The organism is Jidongwangia harbinensis (assembly GCF_020216025.1).
Lineage (GTDB): Bacteria > Actinomycetota > Actinomycetes > Mycobacteriales > Micromonosporaceae > Actinoplanes > Actinoplanes harbinensis.
In genome coordinates this window covers 18830-36110 of record NZ_JAIWNC010000042.1, presented here as the reverse complement: position 1 = coordinate 36110, position 17281 = coordinate 18830, and the positions used below count along the sequence as shown (strand labels likewise).

13 protein-coding genes are annotated in these 17281 nt (G+C 77.0%); 6 read left to right on the top strand and 7 right to left on the bottom strand.

Annotated elements, in window-relative coordinates; all coding sequences use genetic code 11:
* Positions 1–80: 80 nt before the first annotated feature.
* Together LDL48_RS35895 and LDL48_RS35890 are read left to right on the top strand one after the other, a co-directional pair.
* The gene (locus tag LDL48_RS35895; protein ID WP_225259602.1) at positions 81–404 is read left to right on the top strand and encodes a type VII secretion target; all 324 of its coding nucleotides are present in this window, start codon (positions 81–83) and stop codon (positions 402–404) included.
* Entirely contained in the window at positions 386–1906 is a 1521-nt protein-coding gene (locus LDL48_RS35890) for a hypothetical protein (protein ID WP_225259601.1), read from the top strand. Before LDL48_RS35895 ends, LDL48_RS35890 begins: the two co-directional genes overlap by 19 nt.
* A gap of 769 nt (positions 1907–2675) precedes the next feature.
* Here LDL48_RS35890 and eccB read toward each other — a convergent pair.
* Together eccB and eccD are read right to left on the bottom strand one after the other, a co-directional pair.
* Positions 2676–4103: a type VII secretion protein EccB gene (eccB, locus tag LDL48_RS35885; protein WP_225259600.1), complete on the bottom strand. Its 1428-nt coding sequence runs from the start codon at positions 4101–4103 to the stop codon at positions 2676–2678.
* Position 4104: 1 nt separating this feature from the next.
* Complete coding sequence (eccD, locus tag LDL48_RS35880; RefSeq protein ID WP_225259599.1) at positions 4105–5556, bottom strand: type VII secretion integral membrane protein EccD; 1452 nt, start codon at positions 5554–5556, stop codon at positions 4105–4107.
* 138 nt (positions 5557–5694) lie between these two features.
* Here eccD and LDL48_RS35875 point away from each other — a divergent pair, with 138 nt between their 5' ends.
* From LDL48_RS35875 to LDL48_RS35865, 3 genes are read left to right on the top strand one after another with little or no spacing between them, the layout of a single operon-like run.
* Complete coding sequence (locus tag LDL48_RS35875; RefSeq protein ID WP_225259598.1) at positions 5695–6996, top strand: serine/threonine-protein kinase; 1302 nt, start codon at positions 5695–5697, stop codon at positions 6994–6996.
* Positions 6997–7053: 57 nt separating this feature from the next.
* Positions 7054–7386 (top strand): hypothetical protein, encoded by a 333-nt coding sequence (locus LDL48_RS35870; protein ID WP_225259597.1) that lies wholly within the window; start codon positions 7054–7056, stop codon positions 7384–7386.
* A gap of 4 nt (positions 7387–7390) precedes the next feature.
* A complete protein-coding gene (locus LDL48_RS35865; protein WP_225259596.1) occupies positions 7391–8911 on the top strand; it encodes a WXG100-like domain-containing protein in 1521 nt (506 codons plus the stop codon).
* On the opposite strand, the gene LDL48_RS35860 is transcribed toward LDL48_RS35865, so the two are convergent.
* From LDL48_RS35860 to LDL48_RS35840, 5 genes are read right to left on the bottom strand one after another with little or no spacing between them, the layout of a single operon-like run.
* Positions 8895–11012: a transglutaminase-like domain-containing protein gene (locus tag LDL48_RS35860; protein ID WP_225259595.1), complete on the bottom strand. Its 2118-nt coding sequence runs from the start codon at positions 11010–11012 to the stop codon at positions 8895–8897. The genes LDL48_RS35865 and LDL48_RS35860 overlap by 17 nt on opposite strands.
* Positions 10991–12097 (bottom strand): DUF58 domain-containing protein, encoded by a 1107-nt coding sequence (locus LDL48_RS44800; protein ID WP_225259594.1) that lies wholly within the window; start codon positions 12095–12097, stop codon positions 10991–10993. The genes LDL48_RS35860 and LDL48_RS44800 overlap by 22 nt, the downstream gene beginning before the upstream one ends.
* Before the next feature lie 2 nt (positions 12098–12099).
* Positions 12100–13041 (bottom strand): AAA family ATPase, encoded by a 942-nt coding sequence (locus LDL48_RS35850; protein WP_225259593.1) that lies wholly within the window; start codon positions 13039–13041, stop codon positions 12100–12102.
* Positions 13038–14996: a fibronectin type III domain-containing protein gene (locus LDL48_RS44795; protein WP_225259592.1), complete on the bottom strand. Its 1959-nt coding sequence runs from the start codon at positions 14994–14996 to the stop codon at positions 13038–13040. Before LDL48_RS44795 ends, LDL48_RS35850 begins: the two co-directional genes overlap by 4 nt.
* Before the next feature lie 49 nt (positions 14997–15045).
* A complete protein-coding gene (locus LDL48_RS35840; RefSeq protein ID WP_225259647.1) occupies positions 15046–15705 on the bottom strand; it encodes a response regulator transcription factor in 660 nt (219 codons plus the stop codon).
* A gap of 94 nt (positions 15706–15799) precedes the next feature.
* On the opposite strand from LDL48_RS35840, the gene LDL48_RS35835 reads away from it, so the two are divergent.
* Complete coding sequence (locus LDL48_RS35835; RefSeq protein WP_225259591.1) at positions 15800–17140, top strand: AfsR/SARP family transcriptional regulator; 1341 nt, start codon at positions 15800–15802, stop codon at positions 17138–17140.
* The last annotated feature ends 141 nt before the right edge of the window (positions 17141–17281 follow it).

Below are 17281 nucleotides of genomic sequence, written 5' to 3'. Positions count from 1 at the left end.
TGGCCGGTTGCGGCCGTCCACCCCGGCGCCGCGGCGCGGGCTGATTGGCTGGGCACACAGGACATCGCCCGGGAGGAACCATGGCGGGATTTCTCGAAGCCGACACCGGCTATCTGCTCGACCTCGCCGACCAGCTCGACCCGGCGGCGGCCACCGGCGCGAAGACGGCCGCCGCCGAGGCACGGCAATCCGCGCCCGCCTGCGGCGACCCGACACCCGGCTGCCAGGCGTTCGGCGCCGCGGTGGTCCAGCTGACCGACCAGATCATCGCGTTCGGTACGGACGTCGAGCAGGGCATCGCCGCGTACGCCGCGGTGGCCCGGGAAACCGCCGACCGCTACCGCACCGCCGACGACACCGCACGCGTCACGTTCAGGAGTGGACCATGGGCATCGCCGAGCTGATCCGGCTCATGCAGGAGCTGTACCGCCGCGCCGAAGCACAACTCCAGCACGTCGAACCGCTCGAGCGCAGCCGCCAGGCGTGGGCGGCGGTGGAGACCGGGCTGCGGGACACGTCGGCACTGCTGCGGCAGAAGTCCGGCGACGTCGGATCGGTTTGGCCGGACCTCGCCGGCGAACGGTACGCCGAACGGCTCGAACACAGCTCCGCCACGGTCCAGGCGTGGGCGGAGACCCTCGCCGCGGCGGACCTGCCCACGGTCGTCACCGACCTGGCGGCGGCGGTCCGGGCCACCGTGGATGGGGTACGGGCGCTCTGGGAACAGTTCGTCGCGCTGGTCGGTCAGGTCGCCGGGGTAGCGGCCGGGGCGGGGGCGGCGGCCGCGGTGGACGCGATCGTCGCGCAGCTGTCGGGAATCGTGGCGGAGGCGGCGGAGTTGTTGCGCGGGCTGGACCAGCAGTTCGCGGACGCCGCCCGGCGGGTGGCCGGGGCGGGAGACGGGACGGCTTGGGACGGCCCGGCTGGGGCCGGGGCTGAGGCTGGGGCGGCGATTGGCGCTTCGATGGTGGCGGCCGGGGCGGGCGCGGCTGGTGGGGCTGCGCCTGGCGCGGGCGGGGCTGGCGCGAGCGGGGCTGGTGGGGGCGCGGCCGGTGCGGGCGCGGCCGGTGCTGGTGGGGCCGGTGCTGGTGGGGCCGGTGCTGGTGGGGCCGGTGCTGGTGGGGCCGGAGCCGACATGGCCAGGGCCGGCGGGGCCGGGGCGGCCGTGCCGGTTGCCGCGGGGCTCGAATCCGCGGGTGGGGGCGGTGCCGGTGCGACCGGCGGTGCCGGGCCGGTTCCTTCAGTGGTGAACGGTGGCGGGCCTGGTCTGGCCGGAGTGGGCGCGCCGACGCCGATCGCTCCGGCCGGGATCCCGCCGGTTTCGGCGGTTGCCGGGCAGGGGGCTGTGGTGCCGCCGGTGAGTGGGGTGGGCGTTCCGGTTGCCGGGCTCGGCGGCTCGCCGATCGGGGGCGGATCGGGGGCGGGGATCCGGGGTGCATCCGCGGCCGGTATCGGGGGCGCGCGGACCGCAGCGATCCCCGAGGCGGCGAGCGGTCCGATCCCCCGCGCGGTAGGCGGTCCCGTCGGCGGCATGCCACTGGCCGCCGCGCAGATGCCGCCGTCCGCCGCGGTCCCACCCACCTCGGCGGCGGCCGGCTCGTCGGCGACCACGTCCTCGCGTTCCGTTCCGCCGATGCTGGGTTCCGGGCTGCACGCCCCCGGCGGCGGTTCCCTCGGCCCGAGGCCCGGCAACCGGGAGAGCGACCACCACGAACGGCCGCTCCGGGCGCTGCCGGGGGTGCCGCCGGAGTTGCGTGGCCGCGCGGGCACGTTGTCCGGCACCCCCACGTTCCTCACCGGATCACGCCGCGACGACGAGGAGCAGGCGGCGGAACCCCTGGACGAGGAGCTGTGGCAGACGCCGCCACCGGCGACCCCGCTCGAGTCACCACGCCGCCGTCCCTGACCGGCACGGCCGCGTCGCGGCAACGAACGAGCGCGTGCGGATTTCGAGGACGGCGGCGCGTGCGGAGTTCGGACAGGGGCCGCACCGCAGTTCCACACGCGACACACCACCACACACTGCGCCCGCCAACAGCGCTGGTGCTCCAAAGAGGTGATCTCAGTAAGGTCGGCGGCCACGACCGGCCTCGGTGGCACACCAGTGTGGTTGTGTCCCCACAAGGCCTGCCGTGCCGGATGGCTGCGCCCCGGAGTCCCGAGGTAGCGCATTCGCGGCAGACCGACCGCCCGGGGACGTCCGACGCCAAGTTGCGCTGCATGCCCGGAGACCGCGGCAGCAGCACCGGCCTTGCTGAGATCGCCCTTAGTGGGGTGATCTCAGTAACGTGGCGCGGCGGGCGCCTCACCGCTTGCCACGCACCGCCGCCGCAAACGTGGCGCGGCGGGCGCCTCACCGCTTGCCACGCACCGCCGCCGCAGGGGCACGTTGCTCTCACCGAGTCGCCGGCGGCACGGGGATCCGCGGCAGCACAGGGGGTCGGCGGCGATCAGCCAGCCGTCGATTCAAGTGGTCGCCGGGTGCGGTAATTGATGGCTATTTAGCACGATACCGCTATCGAGTTCCTCGCCGATCTTGGAGGCTCGGTCGAATCTTGGAGCGAAAACGCCCTCCTGGGGGCCGCACGCCTCCAAGATCTGCCTCCGCCTCCAAGATCTGCGGTCGCCTCCAAGATCTGCGCGACAGCGTGCCACGGTGAGCGCGAAGCGGACCCTCAACGCGGAGATGTGGCAGCGACCGCCGGATCCAGGCCACTGCCCATCGGCAGGCGGGTGACCAGGGAGGCGGGCAGCCGCACCGGACGCGCCCGCCCGTATCCCAGCATGCCGAGCACCTCCCGGGACGCCAGCGGGTGGGCGCGACCCTGATCGGTGGCCAGCACCAGCGTCCCGGACGGCGCCTGGCTGCTCGGCAGCACCTCGACCACGGCGGCCCGGCCCGGGGGGAGGTGCACCCGGTCGGCCAGCGGCAGGCCGGCCGCGGTCCGGCCGGGGGTGGCGACGGTCGCGCCGGGTGGCGGGAGTTGTCCGCCGACCCGGATGCGGGGTACGGGCATCCCGTCGTCGTACGTCACGCATACCGGGATCGGGCCGGTTCCGGTACCCGCGAAGGGTGGTCTGCGGGCCGGCGCGGCCGCCGGTGCCGCGGGTGGGACGGCTTCCTGGCGGGCCTCGGCGGCGGCGGTCAGGCCGAGCGGCAGCCCGACCGGTTCGTCGCCGGGGTACGCGGCGGCGGTGGAGCGGGCGGCGAGCTGGATGTCGTACTGCAGCTCGGTGATGGCGCGCAACCGGTCCGCCTCGGCCAGGTAGTGCTGCACGCCGCCGCCGGGGGTCTGCACCACGAGCAGCTGCCCGATCCGGAGGTCGGTACGGCGGGGCACGGCGCGGGACGGTTTGCCGGCGTCCCGTACCGCCAGGGGGGCGATCGGGTCGCCGGACGGGAGGATGTCGACCAGCGCGGGGCCCACCCGGGCCCGGGCTTCGGCGCGTAGCGCGAGGCCGACGGTGACCCGGTCGGGCTGGCGGATGCGGTGCCGGTGGCCGCGCCAGATCAGGTACTGGTCGCCGGACTCGGGCACCTCCACCAGCAGCGCGGCGTCGCCGAGCGGGCGGGCGCCGGTGGGGTCGGCACCGGCCAGCAGGACCGACTCGTCGACCGCGGCGCCGGTACGGTCGGCGGCGGGGCTGGAGCAGAGCGTCCAGGCGGCGGTGAGCAGGCGGCCGGCTTCGGGGAGTGCGTCGGGTGCGTCGGGGATGCCGATGCGCGGGCCGCGGGGCACGCCGACCAGCGAGTTGCGGGACACGGACCGGGTGGGTGCGTGCCGGCCGAGGGCCAGCAGAGCGGACGTGTAGTTCAGCACGGGGTGCAGGCGGGCGCCGACGTAGACGTATCGGGCGCCGGTCTCCTTCACCACGATCACCGCGTCGCCGGTGCGCCAGGAGCGGTTGGCGCCGGGGTGCAGGAAGCCGTAGGCGCCGACCGCGAGCAGGGCGACGAGGGCGAGGGCGACGCTGCCGAACGCGGCGCCGGTGGGGCGCCGGAACGGCGGTTGTTCCGGGTCGGTCTCGCAGATCACCAGGGCCGAGTGCACGCGCTGGGCGAGGAAACGCTGGGCCTGCAACTGGTCGCGGCGGGAGGCCATGTCAGCCGCCGAGCCCGCGGACCAGGCCGTACAGCTGCAGCACCGCGCAGACCACCGGCACGCAGGCCAGGACGAGCAGCACCTCCAGCACCTCGGCGTAGCGGGCCAGGGCGGCGCCGGCCGGGCGCCGGCTGTACCGGAGCGCGGCGCCGGTCGCCAGCCCGGCGGCGGCCAGCAGGACCGGGACCGAGACGCTGAGCGGTTGCCCGGCCAGGCCGGCCACGGCCAGCGCCGCGGTGGTGGCGGCCGCGGCGAGCAGGACCGGCAGGCGGTGGCGCACGGCCGGATAGAGACGCGCGCGTACGCCGAAACCGAGCGCCAGCAGGGCCAGCAGGAGGGTGGCCGGCAGTCCGGCGTCCGGCACCAGGACCGTGGCGGCTGCCGCGGCGGCCAGCGCGCCACCGGCGAGCATGCCGGTGAGCAGGGCGTCCGCGCGCAGCACCGCGAGGTCGACGGCCCGCCGGGACGGCTGGGGGTCGTCGCGGACCAGGTCGGTGGCGGTGCGCGGCAGCATCGGGGTGGGTACCCGGCCGAGGCGGGCGGCGAGCGGCCCGAGCTGCGGGGAGAACAGGAACACCACGGTGGCGGTCACCGCCGCGGCACCGTCGGGGCCGGTCCAGCCCAGCGTCACCGCGGCCGCCGCGGCGGCGCCGAGCAGCCCGGCCACGGCGGCGGCGACGAAGAACGGCAGCCGGTCCACCACGCCCAGCCCGGCCAGCACCGCGGCGACCAGCAGCGCCGCGCATCCGCCGAGCAGCGGGCCGGCTCCGTCCGGCAGCGGACCGCCGGGCAGCGAACCGTCCCGCGCCAGACCGTCGAACAGGGCGCCGCCGGGCAGTGGACCGTCGCGGGGTGGACCGCCGGGCAGCGGACCGCCGAGCAGCAACGCCCCGGCGAGGAAAGCGGCCGGCAGGGCGAGCGCGGCGAGCACCGCCCCGGCACCGGCGTCGCCGGCCACCCGGGCCAGCAGCATCCCGCCGGCCAGCAGGAGCACCGCGACGAGCAGCGCCGCCCGGCCGGGCCCGGGCCAGGGCGGGCCGGCCCGCAGCACCGCGGTCAGGGCGAGCAGCACGGCCGGCGCGGCGGCGGTCAGCCCGGCCAGCCGGGTGTGCCGCGGGGCCCACCGCCGCCCGGTACGCCCGGCGCCGTCCGCGATCGCGTCGACCAGGTCGTCGTACTCCAGTTCCGGCCAGTCCAGTGTGCCCGGCACCAGGTGCAGCACCTCGCCGTCGCGGACGTGCTGGGCGGCGAGCGTACGGGCGGCGTCCACCGGCGTACCGTCGGCGCGGCGCAGCAGCCAGCCGCCGTCCGGCAGGTCGTCGGCGAGCGTCTGCCCGGCCCGGCGCAGCAGCCCGGGCAGCATCTCCGCGACCGGCGCGCGTTCCGGCAGGGCCAGGTCGATCCGCCGGGTGGGTGCCGCGATGGTCACCCGCACCACGCTGGCGGTCGTCATCGTCGAGGTTGTCCCTTCCGGACTCGGCAGCATCCTGCCGGGGTGGTGCCGCCGTGGTGGCGGCCTTCCTACGATGGTCGGGCCGGACGGGCCGCGGAACCGGCACGGCCGCTAGCGGACACGAGGATGAGCGCCACCATGACGACCGACGACGAGTACCGCGACCTGGTGCCGCTGGGCGACGAGGCGGGTTCGGCGCTGGCCGGGGTGCACGCCGGCAGCGGGCAGGCCTGGGCGCTCAAGGTGCTGCCGGGACGGCTGGACCGGCGTACCCGCACCGAGGTGGAGGGCGAGTTGCGCCGGCTGGCCGGCGCGGCCGCGCGGGCGCCGATCGTGGTGGCGGACCGGATCGTCGAGCTGGACGACGGCCGCCGGGCGTTGCGCCGGGAGTTGTGCGCGCAGTCGCTGCCGGAGCTGATCGCCGGCTTCGGGCCGCTGTCCGTGGCGGACACCCTGGCGCTCGGCGCGGCGCTGGCGGAGGCGCTGTCCGCGGCGCACGCGGCCGGGGTCCCGCACGGCGGGGTGACGCCGGGCAACGTGCTGTTCCGGGCGTCCGGCGAGCCGGTGCTGACCGACTTCGGGCCGGTGCTGCGCCGGGCCTTCCCCACCGATCCGGCGCGGGAGCTGGGTTTCCGGGCGCCGGAGACGGTACGCGACGGGGTCCTGGACGAGCGCGCCGACCTGTACGGGCTGGGCGCCGTGCTGTACCTGGCGCTGACCGGGCAGCCGCCGTTCCCGGCCCGGCCCGGTGAGCCGGACGGCGACCGGCTGCTCCGGGTGCTCACCGAGCCGCCGCCCCGCCCGGAGCGCGACGACCTGCCGCCGGGACTCGGCGAGCTGGTGACCGCGCTGCTCGCCAAGGACCCGGAGCAGCGGCCCGCGGAGGCGTCCGCGGTGGCGGCGCGACTGGCCACACCGGACGCGGTGGAGCCCGCCGTGGCCGGGCCGGCCGGCGCGCCGGTGCTCCCCGCGCCGGTCCTGGCCGGGAGGCCGATCCTGGAGTTCGGGCCGGACCGGGGCGGTCGCCGGCGGCCGGTGCTGGCCGGCGCGGCGGTGGTCGCGCTGGTGGCGGTCGTGGCGGTCCTGCTGTTCATGAGCCGGCCCGGCGACCCGGAACCGCCATCGGCGGCACCGCCGGTGGCCACCGCGAGCGCGGCACCGGGACCGAGCGGCCCGGCGGTGCAACTGGAGCTGGCCGAGCCGACCGACCGCGGCAACGTAGTCGACCTGTCCTGGTCGAGCAGCGCCGACCTGCAGTTCGCGGTGACCGTGGCGCCGGAGGGCGAGTCCAGCCGGACCATCATCGTGCAGCAGGCGACCACGTACCGGGTCGAGGTGGATCCGGTGCGCCGCTACTGCTTCGAGATCCGCGGCACCAACGGGCAGGGCCTGTTCATCAGCCCACCGAAGGCGATCCGCGGCGCCACCTGTGCCCAGTAGCGGCATCTTGCGGCCAGCCGGCGTCGCCGGCCCGGATCGTGCGGCACGGTGGTCCCCATGGCAGGCAGCGACTTCGTGCACATGGAGACGGACCTGACGGAGCCGGTGATGCGGGGGCTCACCGCGGTCGGGGACGAGTTGGATGCCGCCTGGCAGGCGTGCCGGGCGGAGATCGACGCCGGTGAGGCCGGCATCGGCGGCGACCTGCTGGGCCAGGCGTTCCGCGGCGTCTACGGCGGCGCCGCCGAGCAGCTGCGGGCCGGCGCCGGCCGGATGCCCGGTTCGCTGAGCGAGTCCGGCGGCGTGGGCCTGGCCTGTTGCGCGGACTATCTCGAAGCCGACCGCCGGGCGGCCGCCGCGATGCCGGCCGGCCCGGCCGGGGGCTGGTGACCGCATGCCGATCGCCGAGCCGTCCGATCCGCAGCTGTGGCCCCGGGTACGCGCCCTCACCGGCTGGCCGGACTCCGACGAGGACGCGCTGCGGGCACTGTCGTCGGGCTGGCGCGGCGGCGGTGAGCGCTTCGCCCGGGCCGGCGGGTACGACGTGGCGCCGGTCGCCGAGGCGTGGCCGGACGCGGCGGGCCAGGCGTTCCAGACCCGCGCCGGGGAACAGTTGCGCACCACCGCGGATCTCGGCGCACGCATGGGTGAGATGGCCCGGATGGCCGACACCTACGCCGCCGAGGTGATGGGCGTGAAGGCCGGCATCAACGCGCTGATCCAGGCCAACGCGGCCGGGTACGCGCAGATCGCCGCGCTGGCACCGGAGGCCCAGGCGCCGGCGCAGGCGGCGTTCGTGCAGCAGGTGGCGGCGATGGTCGACACCATGATGCGCGACGCGGCCGACCGGATCGCGGCCGCCGGCACCGGCGCCGCCCCGGTCCAGGCGTTCGCGGACTGGCCGCCGTTCCCGCCCGGCCCGCCGGTCGGCGGCACGCCCGACGAGGTGCGGGCCTGGTGGGACGGGCTGAGCGACGAGGACCGCGAGACCTACGCCCGCGGCCTGCCCGACGCGATCCGCAACCTGGACGGCATTCCGGCGTCGGTGCGCCACGAGGCGAACCTGCCGGTGCTGGCGGCCGGGATCGCCGGGCTGGAACAGCGGGAGCGGGAGATCACCGGCGGCACCGGGCCGCCCGCCGCGGACGGCGAACTGGACCAGGTGCGGGACCGGCTGACCGGGCTGCGGGCCATCGACGAGCGGCTACGGGTGCAGGCGCCCGGCGCCGAGACGCTGCTGCTGGGCCTGGACACCACCGGCGACGGCCGGGCCATCGTGGCCGTCGGCAACCCGGACACCGCGCGCAACGTCGCCACCCTGGTGCCCGGAATCTACAACGACCTGGGCGACGTCGGCCCGCTGATCGACCGCGCGGGTTCGTTGCGGCCCGGAGCGGACACGTCGTCGATCGCCTGGCTGGGCTACGACACGCCGGACATGGGCCTGCCGGGCTTCGGTTCGGTGCTGGACGACGGCCGGGCCGAGGCCGCCAAGGCCGATCTGGCCCGCTTCCAGGAGGGTCTGCGCACCACGCACAACGGCGAGCCGTCGCACAACACGGTGGTGGCACACAGCTACGGCACCACCGTGGCCGGCCAGGCGGCCCGCGACTTCGGGCTGGCCGCCGACGACCTGATCCTGGTCGCCAGCACCGATCCCGGTGTCGACAACGCCGGCGAGTACCGCCTGGACGGCGTCCCGCCGGACCGGATCGGGGAGCACGTCCACGCCACGGCCGCCCCCGATGACGCGCTCTCCGCCGCGGGCACCTGGCGGTACGGCAACAACCCGACCGACCGGGAGTTCGGTGCGCGGGTGTTCGAGACGGCCGCGGGCGGCATCGACCCGCACAGCGCGTCCTTCGATCCGGGCTCGGCCCGCGACGAGATCCGCCGGATCATCGAGGGCCGCTGACCGGACGCGGCGGCCGGAGCGGGCGCGGATCGAGCAGCGCCCGCAGGCGGGTACGCCGGTCCCGGCGGGCCAGCCCGCGCCGCACCACCCGCACCGAGGCCCACGCCCGGACCACGTCGTCGTCCACGTCGCCGGCGGCCGACCACAGGGTGTGGTCCACGACCGTGGCCAGCCGCCCGATCTCGCCCACGGTGCCGGCGTCGGCCACCGCGCCCGCCGCCACGGCCAGTTCGCGGACGGTCATCGCGGGCGTCGTCGCCACGCCGTACGCCCGGAGCCGGTCCCGGACCTCCTCCCACGCGCCCACCACCGCCGCGGCGCCGGGCCGTCGCCGGCGCCGCCACGACCGCACCAGCCAGGCCACGGGCACCCCCACCGGCCAGCCGAGCAGCGGCACCAGCGGCGCCGCGAGCAGCGCCGCCCACGGCACCGGAAGCCCGGCGCCGCGGTCCGGTCGCGGCGCCGGCGCGGGCGCGGCGGTCGGCGGCGGCGGATCGCGCAGGTCGTCCGGCGCGGCCAGCATCGTCCGGGCCTGTTCGGTCGGTGCGGCCAGCCCGGCCCCCGCGGCGGCGCCCGCGGCCGCACCGATCGGATCCAGCGGCACCCAGCCGACGCCGCGCACCGCCACCTCCGGCCAGGCCAGCACGTCGCCGTTGCGGACCACCACCGGACCGTCCGCCGGGCGCCGCGCGGGCATCCGGTAACCGACCGCGAGCCGGGCCGGAATGCCGGCGACCCGGGCCAGCGCGACGTAGGCGGCGGCGAACTGCTCGCTCGTCCCCCGCTTGCTGACCAGCAGGAAGTCGGTCAGCTGGGGCCAGGCGTGCCCGGTGGGCAGGTTCTGGCCGACCGCCGCCCGGTAGTTGGTGCGCAGATGGTTCTCCAGCAGCAGCGCGGTCCGGAAGGACGGGCGCAGCCCGCGCACCGCCTGCTCGGCGAGGTCGGCGACCGCGTCCGGGACTTCGCCGACCCCGTCCAGGCCACCCGGCGCGTCCGGGTCGACCGCGGCGTCGCCGAGCGTGGCCGCGTCCACCTGCGGCTGCCACCAGCTCAGCCGGTACCGGAGGGCACCGTCCGCGTCCGGGCGCACCAGGGTCCGGTAGCGCTCGGCGACCAGGGGCGAGGCGCCCTCCACGGCGGCCAGTCCGGGCTGGCTCGGCAGCCACGGCCCGCCGGTGTCGGTGACGGTCAGGTCCGCCGACTCGCGGCGCACGCCGACGGTGACCGACCCGTCCCGGGGCAGTTCCGCGCCGAGGCGCCGGTACGACCCGGCCGCGGTCCAGTTCACCCCGTCGAAGCCGTCCAGCACGACCAGCGGCCAGCGGTCCACCGCGGGTGCCCGGTCGACCCGGAAGGCCTCCGCGGACGGATGCGCCAGCCGGTAGGCGATCTCGTCGAGCGGGTTCGCCGGCAGCGTCCCGTCCAGCGGGGCGGCCCGCGCGTCGCGCACCGTGTACCGGGCCGGCCCGTCCGGCAGCAGCACCACGGTCAACCCCGCCGCGAGTACGGCCACCGCGGCCGACGCCGCGATCCGCACCACGGTGGCCCGCGCCGCCAGCAGTGTCGCGCCGGCCGCCGCGTACGCCAGCGCGGCGAGCCCGGCCGGCCCGGGCGGCAGCGGCGCGTACACCTGGCCGAGCACCAGCACGGCCAGGCTCGGCAGCAGCGCGACCAGCGGGGACCGCAACCGGAGCAGCACCTCCACGCCGAGCACCGCGGCCAGGGTCACCAGCAGCGGCACGAACAGCACCAGTTCCGGGTCGGCGCGGGCCGGCCAGGTGGACTGCAGCACCAGTTCCCCGGAGCCGGTCGCGCCGGCCACGAGCGCGCGCACCGTCCGCCCGGTGGGCAGCCCGGCCAGCGTGGTGTGCCACAGCGCCGTCTCGGCCACCGTCAGCAACCCGGCCAGCGCGGTCAGCAGCGGACGCCAGTCGACCAGGCCGGGCCGGCGCGCGCACAGCCAGGTGGCGGTGAGCACCGCGGCGGCCGGCACGCCGACCGGGAGCAGCAGCGGAACCAGGCCGTACACCGGCGTGAAGTGCAACCCGGCGACGGCGGCGGCCAGCACCACACCGGTGGCTAGGCGATCGTCTCGTTCCACAGCCGTACCGCCTCCTTCGCGCTGTCCGCCCGGAGTACCCGGATGCCGGCCGGTACCGGCACCGGCCCGCCCAGCGCGACCACCACCACCGTGCCGAACCGCGGCCGCCGGGCGGTGACCGCCTCCAGCGCGGCGCCGGCGCCGGTGACCACGACCAGGCCGCCGCCGGCCGGGATCACCGGGTCGGCGCCGGGTGTCTCCGGGCGGACCTGGCTCAGTTCGTCGAGCAGCAGGCGGATCCCGTCCGGGCCGCCCGGCACCGCCACGTCCAGGCCGGACCAGGTGCGCAGCCGGGTGTCCTGGGCCGCGCGGGCCGACCCGGACAGCAGCGAGGCGGCCACGTCCACCGCCTCCTCGAACTCCGCGTCGCCGAGCACCCCCGGCCGGTTGTCCAGCAGCACGGTGGTCCGGCCGCGGTGCGGGTCGGTGAGGTCGCGGACCATCAGCCGGCCGGTCCGGGCGGTGGCCTTCCAGTGCAGGTGGCGCACCTCGTCGCCGGGCACGTACTCGCGCACGTCGAGCAGCTCGGCGGAACCGCGCAGTGCGCCGTCCGGCCGGCCCTCGTGGTGGTGCCGGGGCACCCCGGCGGTCAGCGGCCGCGCCGGGAACTGCCGCGGATGCACCCACAGCGTGGCGGTGACGCCGGTCGACAGCCGGTGCCGGGCCAGGTCGAACGGGTCGGCGCGCTGCAGCACCAGCGGGCCGACGGTGACCCGGCCGCGGGCGCCGGTCGGCAGCTCGTAGTGGCGGACCGCCTCGGCGCCGGCCAGCAGGCCGGTGAGCCGGACCGTGCGGGCCGCACCGCCGGCCGCGTCGGTGGCCAGGAAACCGGCCTGGCGGCGGCGGCCGGTGTTGCGGACCCGCAGCTCGGCCAGCGCCGGCCGGCCACGCTCGACCCGGTCCGGGTGCACCGAACGGTGCACCTCGAGGCGCAGTTTCCGGGCGGTCGACCCGACGGCGGCGAGCACCGCGGCGGCCAGGATCGCGCCGAGCACGGTCAGCCCCGGGTAGCGCAGCGCCGGCCCGGCGGCGAGCAGCAGTCCGGCGGCGGCGGTCACCGCGACGCCGCGGCGGGTGGGCCGCACGGTTACCCGCTCGCAGTCGGCACGGGTACCGCGGCCAGCACCTCCGCGACGATCCCGGCGGTGCCGCGCTGGTGGAGTTCGGCCTCCGCGGTCCGGACCAGCCGGTGGGCCAGCACCGGGACGGCCACGGCCTTGACGTCGTCCGTCGTCAGATAGCCGCGGCCGTCCACGGCGGCCACCGCCCGGGCCGCCCGGATCAGCGCGATGCTGCCCCGGACGCTGGCGCCGTAACGCAGGGCGGAGTGTTCCCGGGTGGCCTCCGCGAGGCGTACCGCGTAGTCGGCGATTCCCGGCGCAACGTGCAGCGCGCGTACCTCCGCCACGGCCCGCTCCAGGGTGGCCGCGTCGACCACCGCGCTCAGGTCGTCCGGAGTGGCGGCGGCGGCGTCGCCCAGCACCACGTCGACCTCGGACCCGCGGTCCGGGTAGCCGACCGACAGGCGCATCAGGAAACGGTCCAGCTGCGCCTCCGGCAGGCGGTACGTGCCCTCCAGCTCGATCGGGTTCTGCGTGGCCACCACCAGGAACGGCCGCGGCACCCGGTGCGTCTCGCCGTCCACCGTGACCCGGCGCTCGCTCATCACCTCGAGCAGGGCGGACTGGGTCTTCGGCGTACCCCGGTTGATCTCGTCCGCGATCACCACGTTGGCGAACACCGGGCCGGGGTGGAACGCGAACCGTTCCTCCTTCTGCCGGTAGACGCTGACCCCGGTGATGTCGCCGGGCAGCAGGTCCGGGGTGAACTGGATGCGGCTCCACCGCCCGCCGATGCTGCGCGCCACGGCCTGCGCCAGCGTGGTCTTGCCGAGCCCGGGCACGTCCTCGATGAGCAGGTGTCCCTCGGCGAGCAGCCCGGCCACGGCGAGGCGGACCAGTTCGGCCTTGCCGCGGATCACCCGCTGCACGTTCTCCGCGATCGCCGCGGCGGTGCCGGCGGCGCTCATCCGCGCGGCCAGCGGTAGTGGTTGGACTCCAGGCCGTCGACCGTGACCCAGACCCGTTGCCCGACGCCGTTGAACGGGAACCGGTCGCTGACGATCAGCGTTCCGCTGCGGTCGGTGCGCAGCCGCGCCCCCGGGTTGAAGTTCCCCCACTCCGAGGAGAAGACCTCGATCTGGTACGACCGGTTCGGCGCGAACCCGCGCATCTCCACCCGGATGTACGCGCAGTCCGGCGGCGTGCAGTCGTCGGAGTGGGAGGTGGTCCGACCGCGCGAGACGGTGACCGACCGGGCCGGGCGCGGCACGGTGGCGCGGGTGGTGGCCGCGGCGCCCCGGCCGGCCGAGTTCTGCGCGGCCACCGTGATCCGGTAGGACACGCCCCGGGTGAGGCCGGTGAGCGTGGCCGACCGGCTGCCGCCGGAACGGTTGACGGTGCCGCCGCCCCCGCCGGAGGCCGCCGTCCAGGTCACCCGGTAGCCGGTCACCGCGGCGCCGTTGGCGGCGGCGGCCCGCCAGGTCACCCGGATGGTCGTGCCCTGCGCCGAGGCGGCGAGGCCGCGCGGCATGCCGGGCCGGGACGGCGGCGTGGCCGTAGCCCGGGGCGGCCGGGCGGTCGCCCGGGGCGGCCGGGCGGTCGCCCCGGAGGGCCTGGTCGTGCGGGACCGTGGCCGGTCGGCGGTCGCCGGCCGGCGCGGGGCGCGGTCCCGGGTGGGCGTCTCCACCTGCGGCCGGGGCGCGCCGGGCGCCGGTGGCCCGGCCGCCGGGGTAGGTGGCCGTGGGGTGGCGGGCCCGGCCGGCTTCTCAGTCGGCGGGGCCTGCGGGCGCGGTGCGGCGCCGGAGGTGGGCGTGCCGATCAGCGGGACCGCGCCGGCGCTGCCGTCGTCGCCGACCACCAGGACGTGCCGGCCCTCGCCACCGTCCACGTAGACCCGCTGGTCCTCGCCCCGGCCCAGGCGCGCCTCGCCGGCCTCCGGCGGCACCGCGGTGACCCGCTGCGGCCGGCCCTCCCGGTCGTACGTGCGCACCGTGTTGCCGCGCAGGTCGAGCAGCACCACCGAGGACCGGCCCGCGGCCGGCGGGGCGTACTCGCCGGCCGGCAGCTCCCGGGTCAGCGGCCGGCCGGCCCGGCCGTCGCGCACCCCGGACCCGTCCACCAGGTGCAGCCGGCCCGCCGACGGGTCGACCACGGCGATCCGGCCACCCACGTCCGCGCCCGCGATCTTCGCGTCGGCCGGCAGGTCCACGCCGGCCTTCGTGGCCCGGCCCAGCCCGCCCGCGGAGACCGGGGTCAGCGTGTCGTCGCGGGTGTCCACGAACACCGCCTGCCGCCCCACCACGCTCAGCGCGCCGGTGTGCCCGACCGGCGCGGACGCCGGACACGACAACCGGTCGGTGTCCGCGGTGAGCAGGCAGAGCACGTTGCTGTCGGTGCGCTGCAACCAGAGCGTGCCGTCCGGAGTGACCACCGGCTGGCCCAGGCCCCGGCCGGCCGGGATGGTGGCCGGTTCCCCGCCGCCCAGGCGCACCACGGTGCCGGCCTCGCGGTACACCAGGTACGGCCCGCCCTTCGCCTCCACCGCGACCGGCTGCTCCCCGGTCGGCGGCGTCATCGACTGCTCCACCGCCAGGCTGGACTTGCCGAACTCCAGGATCTTGTCCTTGCTGACCACGTACCCGCTGGTGGGTCCCTGCACCACCTGGCTGCCGCGGTCCATGCCGTCGACCCGGGCCTGCGCGTCCACCGTGCGGGAGGCGCCGTTGACGTGGAAGACGGTGCCCTGCGCCGGGCTGGCGATCCAGTGTCCGATCTGGGCGAACCGCAGGCCGGGCGGGGCGGTGCCGGCGTCCGACACGGCGGCCGTCACGCCCACCGCGCCGACCGCGACGAGCAGCGCCAGCGGCAGCCGGCCCCCGCGGCGCGGGCGCAGCGCCCGGATCAGCTGGGATGTTCTGGTCACCGGCCGAGCCTAGGAACCGGGCGTACAGAACCGGTCCATCCGACGCCGGTCAGCCGTCCCCGCCGCCGATCCGGTAGCCCCGCCCGCGCACGGTGTGCAGCAGTTCCGGCTCGCCCAGCTTGCCGCGCAGCCGCTTGATCACCACGTCCACCACGTTGGACATCGGGTCGGTGCTGCTGTCCCAGCAGTGTTCGATCAGCTCGGTGCGGCTCACCGCCCGGCCCGGCCGGCTCATCAGGTGCTCCAGCACCGCGAACTCCTTCGCGGTCAGGCCCAGCAGCACACCCGCGCGGCGCACCTGACGGCGCGCCGAGTCGAGTTCCAGATCGGCGTGGCGCAGCACGGACGGCCGCCCGCTGCCGGCGCGCCGGCCCAGGGTGAGCACCCGGGCCGTCATCTCGGCCACCGCGAACGGCTTCACCAGGTAGTCGTCGCCGCCGTGCTCGAAGCCGGCCACCAGATCGGCGATGCTGTCCCGCGCGGTCAGGAACAGCACCGGTACCGCCCAGCCCTCCTGCCGGCGCCGGTGCACGTAGTGGATGGCGTCACCGTCCGGCAGCATCCGGTCGAACACCACGCAGTCGTAGCCGCCGCCGGACAGCCCGGCGTCCGCGGCCGCGAGGTCCGCCGCCTGGTCCACGCTCAGGCCGGCCCGGGCCAGCTCGATGGTCACCGCCAGCCGCAGATTGTCGTCGTCCTCGACCACCATCACCCGCACCGCCGCCTCCCCTCGGACGTGTCATCGGATTCTCATGCGCGCCGGCGGATCGTGATGGGCACCGGAGCGGCAGGAGGGCAGGCAAGTGCTGTATCGCGTACTCGGACCACTCGAAGTGCACACCACCGCGGTGCACCACCTCGGCGCCGGGAAACCGGCCACCGTGCTGGCCACCCTGCTGCAGCAGCCTAACGCCTGGGTCACGGTGGACCAGTTGATCGAGGCGACCTGGCCGGGACCGGACATGCCGGCGTCCGCCGAGGCGAACCTCAAGACGTACGTGTGGCAGCTGCGCCGCCTGCTGTCCGGCCCGGACACCGGGGGCCGCATCGAGCGCCGCGCGGACGCGTACCGGCTGCAGGTGGCGCCCGGCGAGATCGATGCCGACCGGGCCCGGACCCTCGCGGTGGCCGCCCGCCGGACCGGTCTGGCCGCACCGGCCGCGCTGGACCTGGTGCAGGAGGCGCTGGCGCTGTGGCGCGGCCGGCCGTTCTGCGGCGTCGAGGCGGCCGCCGCGGCCGCGGCCGCCCTGGACGAACTGCATCTGCAGCTGCGCGAGCACCTCGCCGAGCTGCAACTCCGGCTGGGTCAGCACGACCGGGCGGTGAGTACGCTGCGCGGCGTCACCACCGACGCACCGCTGCGCGAGTCGGCCTGGGCCCACCTGGTGCGCGCCCTGCACGCCTCGGGTCTGCGCACCGAGGCCCTGGTGGCCTGCCGGCGCGCGGCCGACGTGCTCGCCGCGGAGCTGGGCGTCGCGCCCGGTCCCGCGCTGGCCGCCGCGGAACGCCTGGTGCTGGCCGGATCGCGGACCTCGCCGATCCGCCGGGAGCTGCCCCGCGACGTGCGCCTGTTCGGGCGTACCGCGGAACTGGCGACGGTGCGGCACGCCGCGTCCGGGTCGGCGCCGGTGATCCTGATCGACGGGCCGGCCGGCATCGGCAAGACCGCCCTGGCCGTGCACGCCGCGCATCTCCTCGCGCCGGCGTACCCGGACGGGCAGTTCTTCGTCAGCATGCGGCTCTGCCCGGAGCTGCTGCTGGACCGGCTGCTGCGCGGCATCGGCGTACCGGCCGCCGACCTGCCGTCCGATCCGGACGAGAAGGCCGCGCTGTGGCGTTCGGAGGTGTCCCGGCGCCGGCTGCTGCTGGTCCTGGACGGCGCGCCGGACCGCGACCAGGTGTGGCCCCTGCTGCCGGCCGGCGCCGGCGGCCTGACGCTGATCACCACGCGCGGGCCCGGCCTGCATCTGGACGGCGCCACCCGGGTACCGCTCGGACCGCTCGGGCCGGGCGCGGCGGCGTCGCTGTTCGCGGCCGCGGCCGGCTGGACCGACGACCTGCGCATCCGGGCCTGCGGCGGGGTGCCGGGCGCACTGCTCAAGGCCGCGGCGACGGCGACCGCGCGGCGGCGGGTCGCGGTATGAGCGCCGATCCCCCGCAGCCGCGCCCCGCGGCGCGCTTCGTGGTCGCGGCGGCCCGCACACCGGCGCGCCCCGCCGCGGCCACCCCAGCAACGGCCGGCACCTCGACAGTCGACCCTTCCGCGGCCGGCCCCTCAACCGCCG

What these genes read in the sequence shown, in the direction of transcription:
- LDL48_RS35895 (WP_225259602.1), top strand. Translation starts at nt 81, where the DNA reads ATGGCGGGATTTCTCGAAGCCGACACCGGCTATCTGCTCGACCTCGCC.
- LDL48_RS35890 (WP_225259601.1), top strand. Translation starts at nt 386, where the DNA reads ATGGGCATCGCCGAGCTGATCCGGCTCATGCAGGAGCTGTACCGCCGC.
- eccB (WP_225259600.1), bottom strand. Translation starts at nt 4,103, where the DNA reads ATGGCCTCCCGCCGCGACCAGTTGCAGGCCCAGCGTTTCCTCGCCCAG.
- eccD (WP_225259599.1), bottom strand. Translation starts at nt 5,556, where the DNA reads ATGACGACCGCCAGCGTGGTGCGGGTGACCATCGCGGCACCCACCCGG.
- LDL48_RS35875 (WP_225259598.1), top strand. Translation starts at nt 5,695, where the DNA reads ATGACGACCGACGACGAGTACCGCGACCTGGTGCCGCTGGGCGACGAG.
- LDL48_RS35870 (WP_225259597.1), top strand. Translation starts at nt 7,054, where the DNA reads ATGGCAGGCAGCGACTTCGTGCACATGGAGACGGACCTGACGGAGCCG.
- LDL48_RS35865 (WP_225259596.1), top strand. Translation starts at nt 7,391, where the DNA reads ATGCCGATCGCCGAGCCGTCCGATCCGCAGCTGTGGCCCCGGGTACGC.
- LDL48_RS35850 (WP_225259593.1), bottom strand. Translation starts at nt 13,041, where the DNA reads ATGAGCGCCGCCGGCACCGCCGCGGCGATCGCGGAGAACGTGCAGCGG.
- LDL48_RS35840 (WP_225259647.1), bottom strand. Translation starts at nt 15,705, where the DNA reads ATGGTGGTCGAGGACGACGACAATCTGCGGCTGGCGGTGACCATCGAG.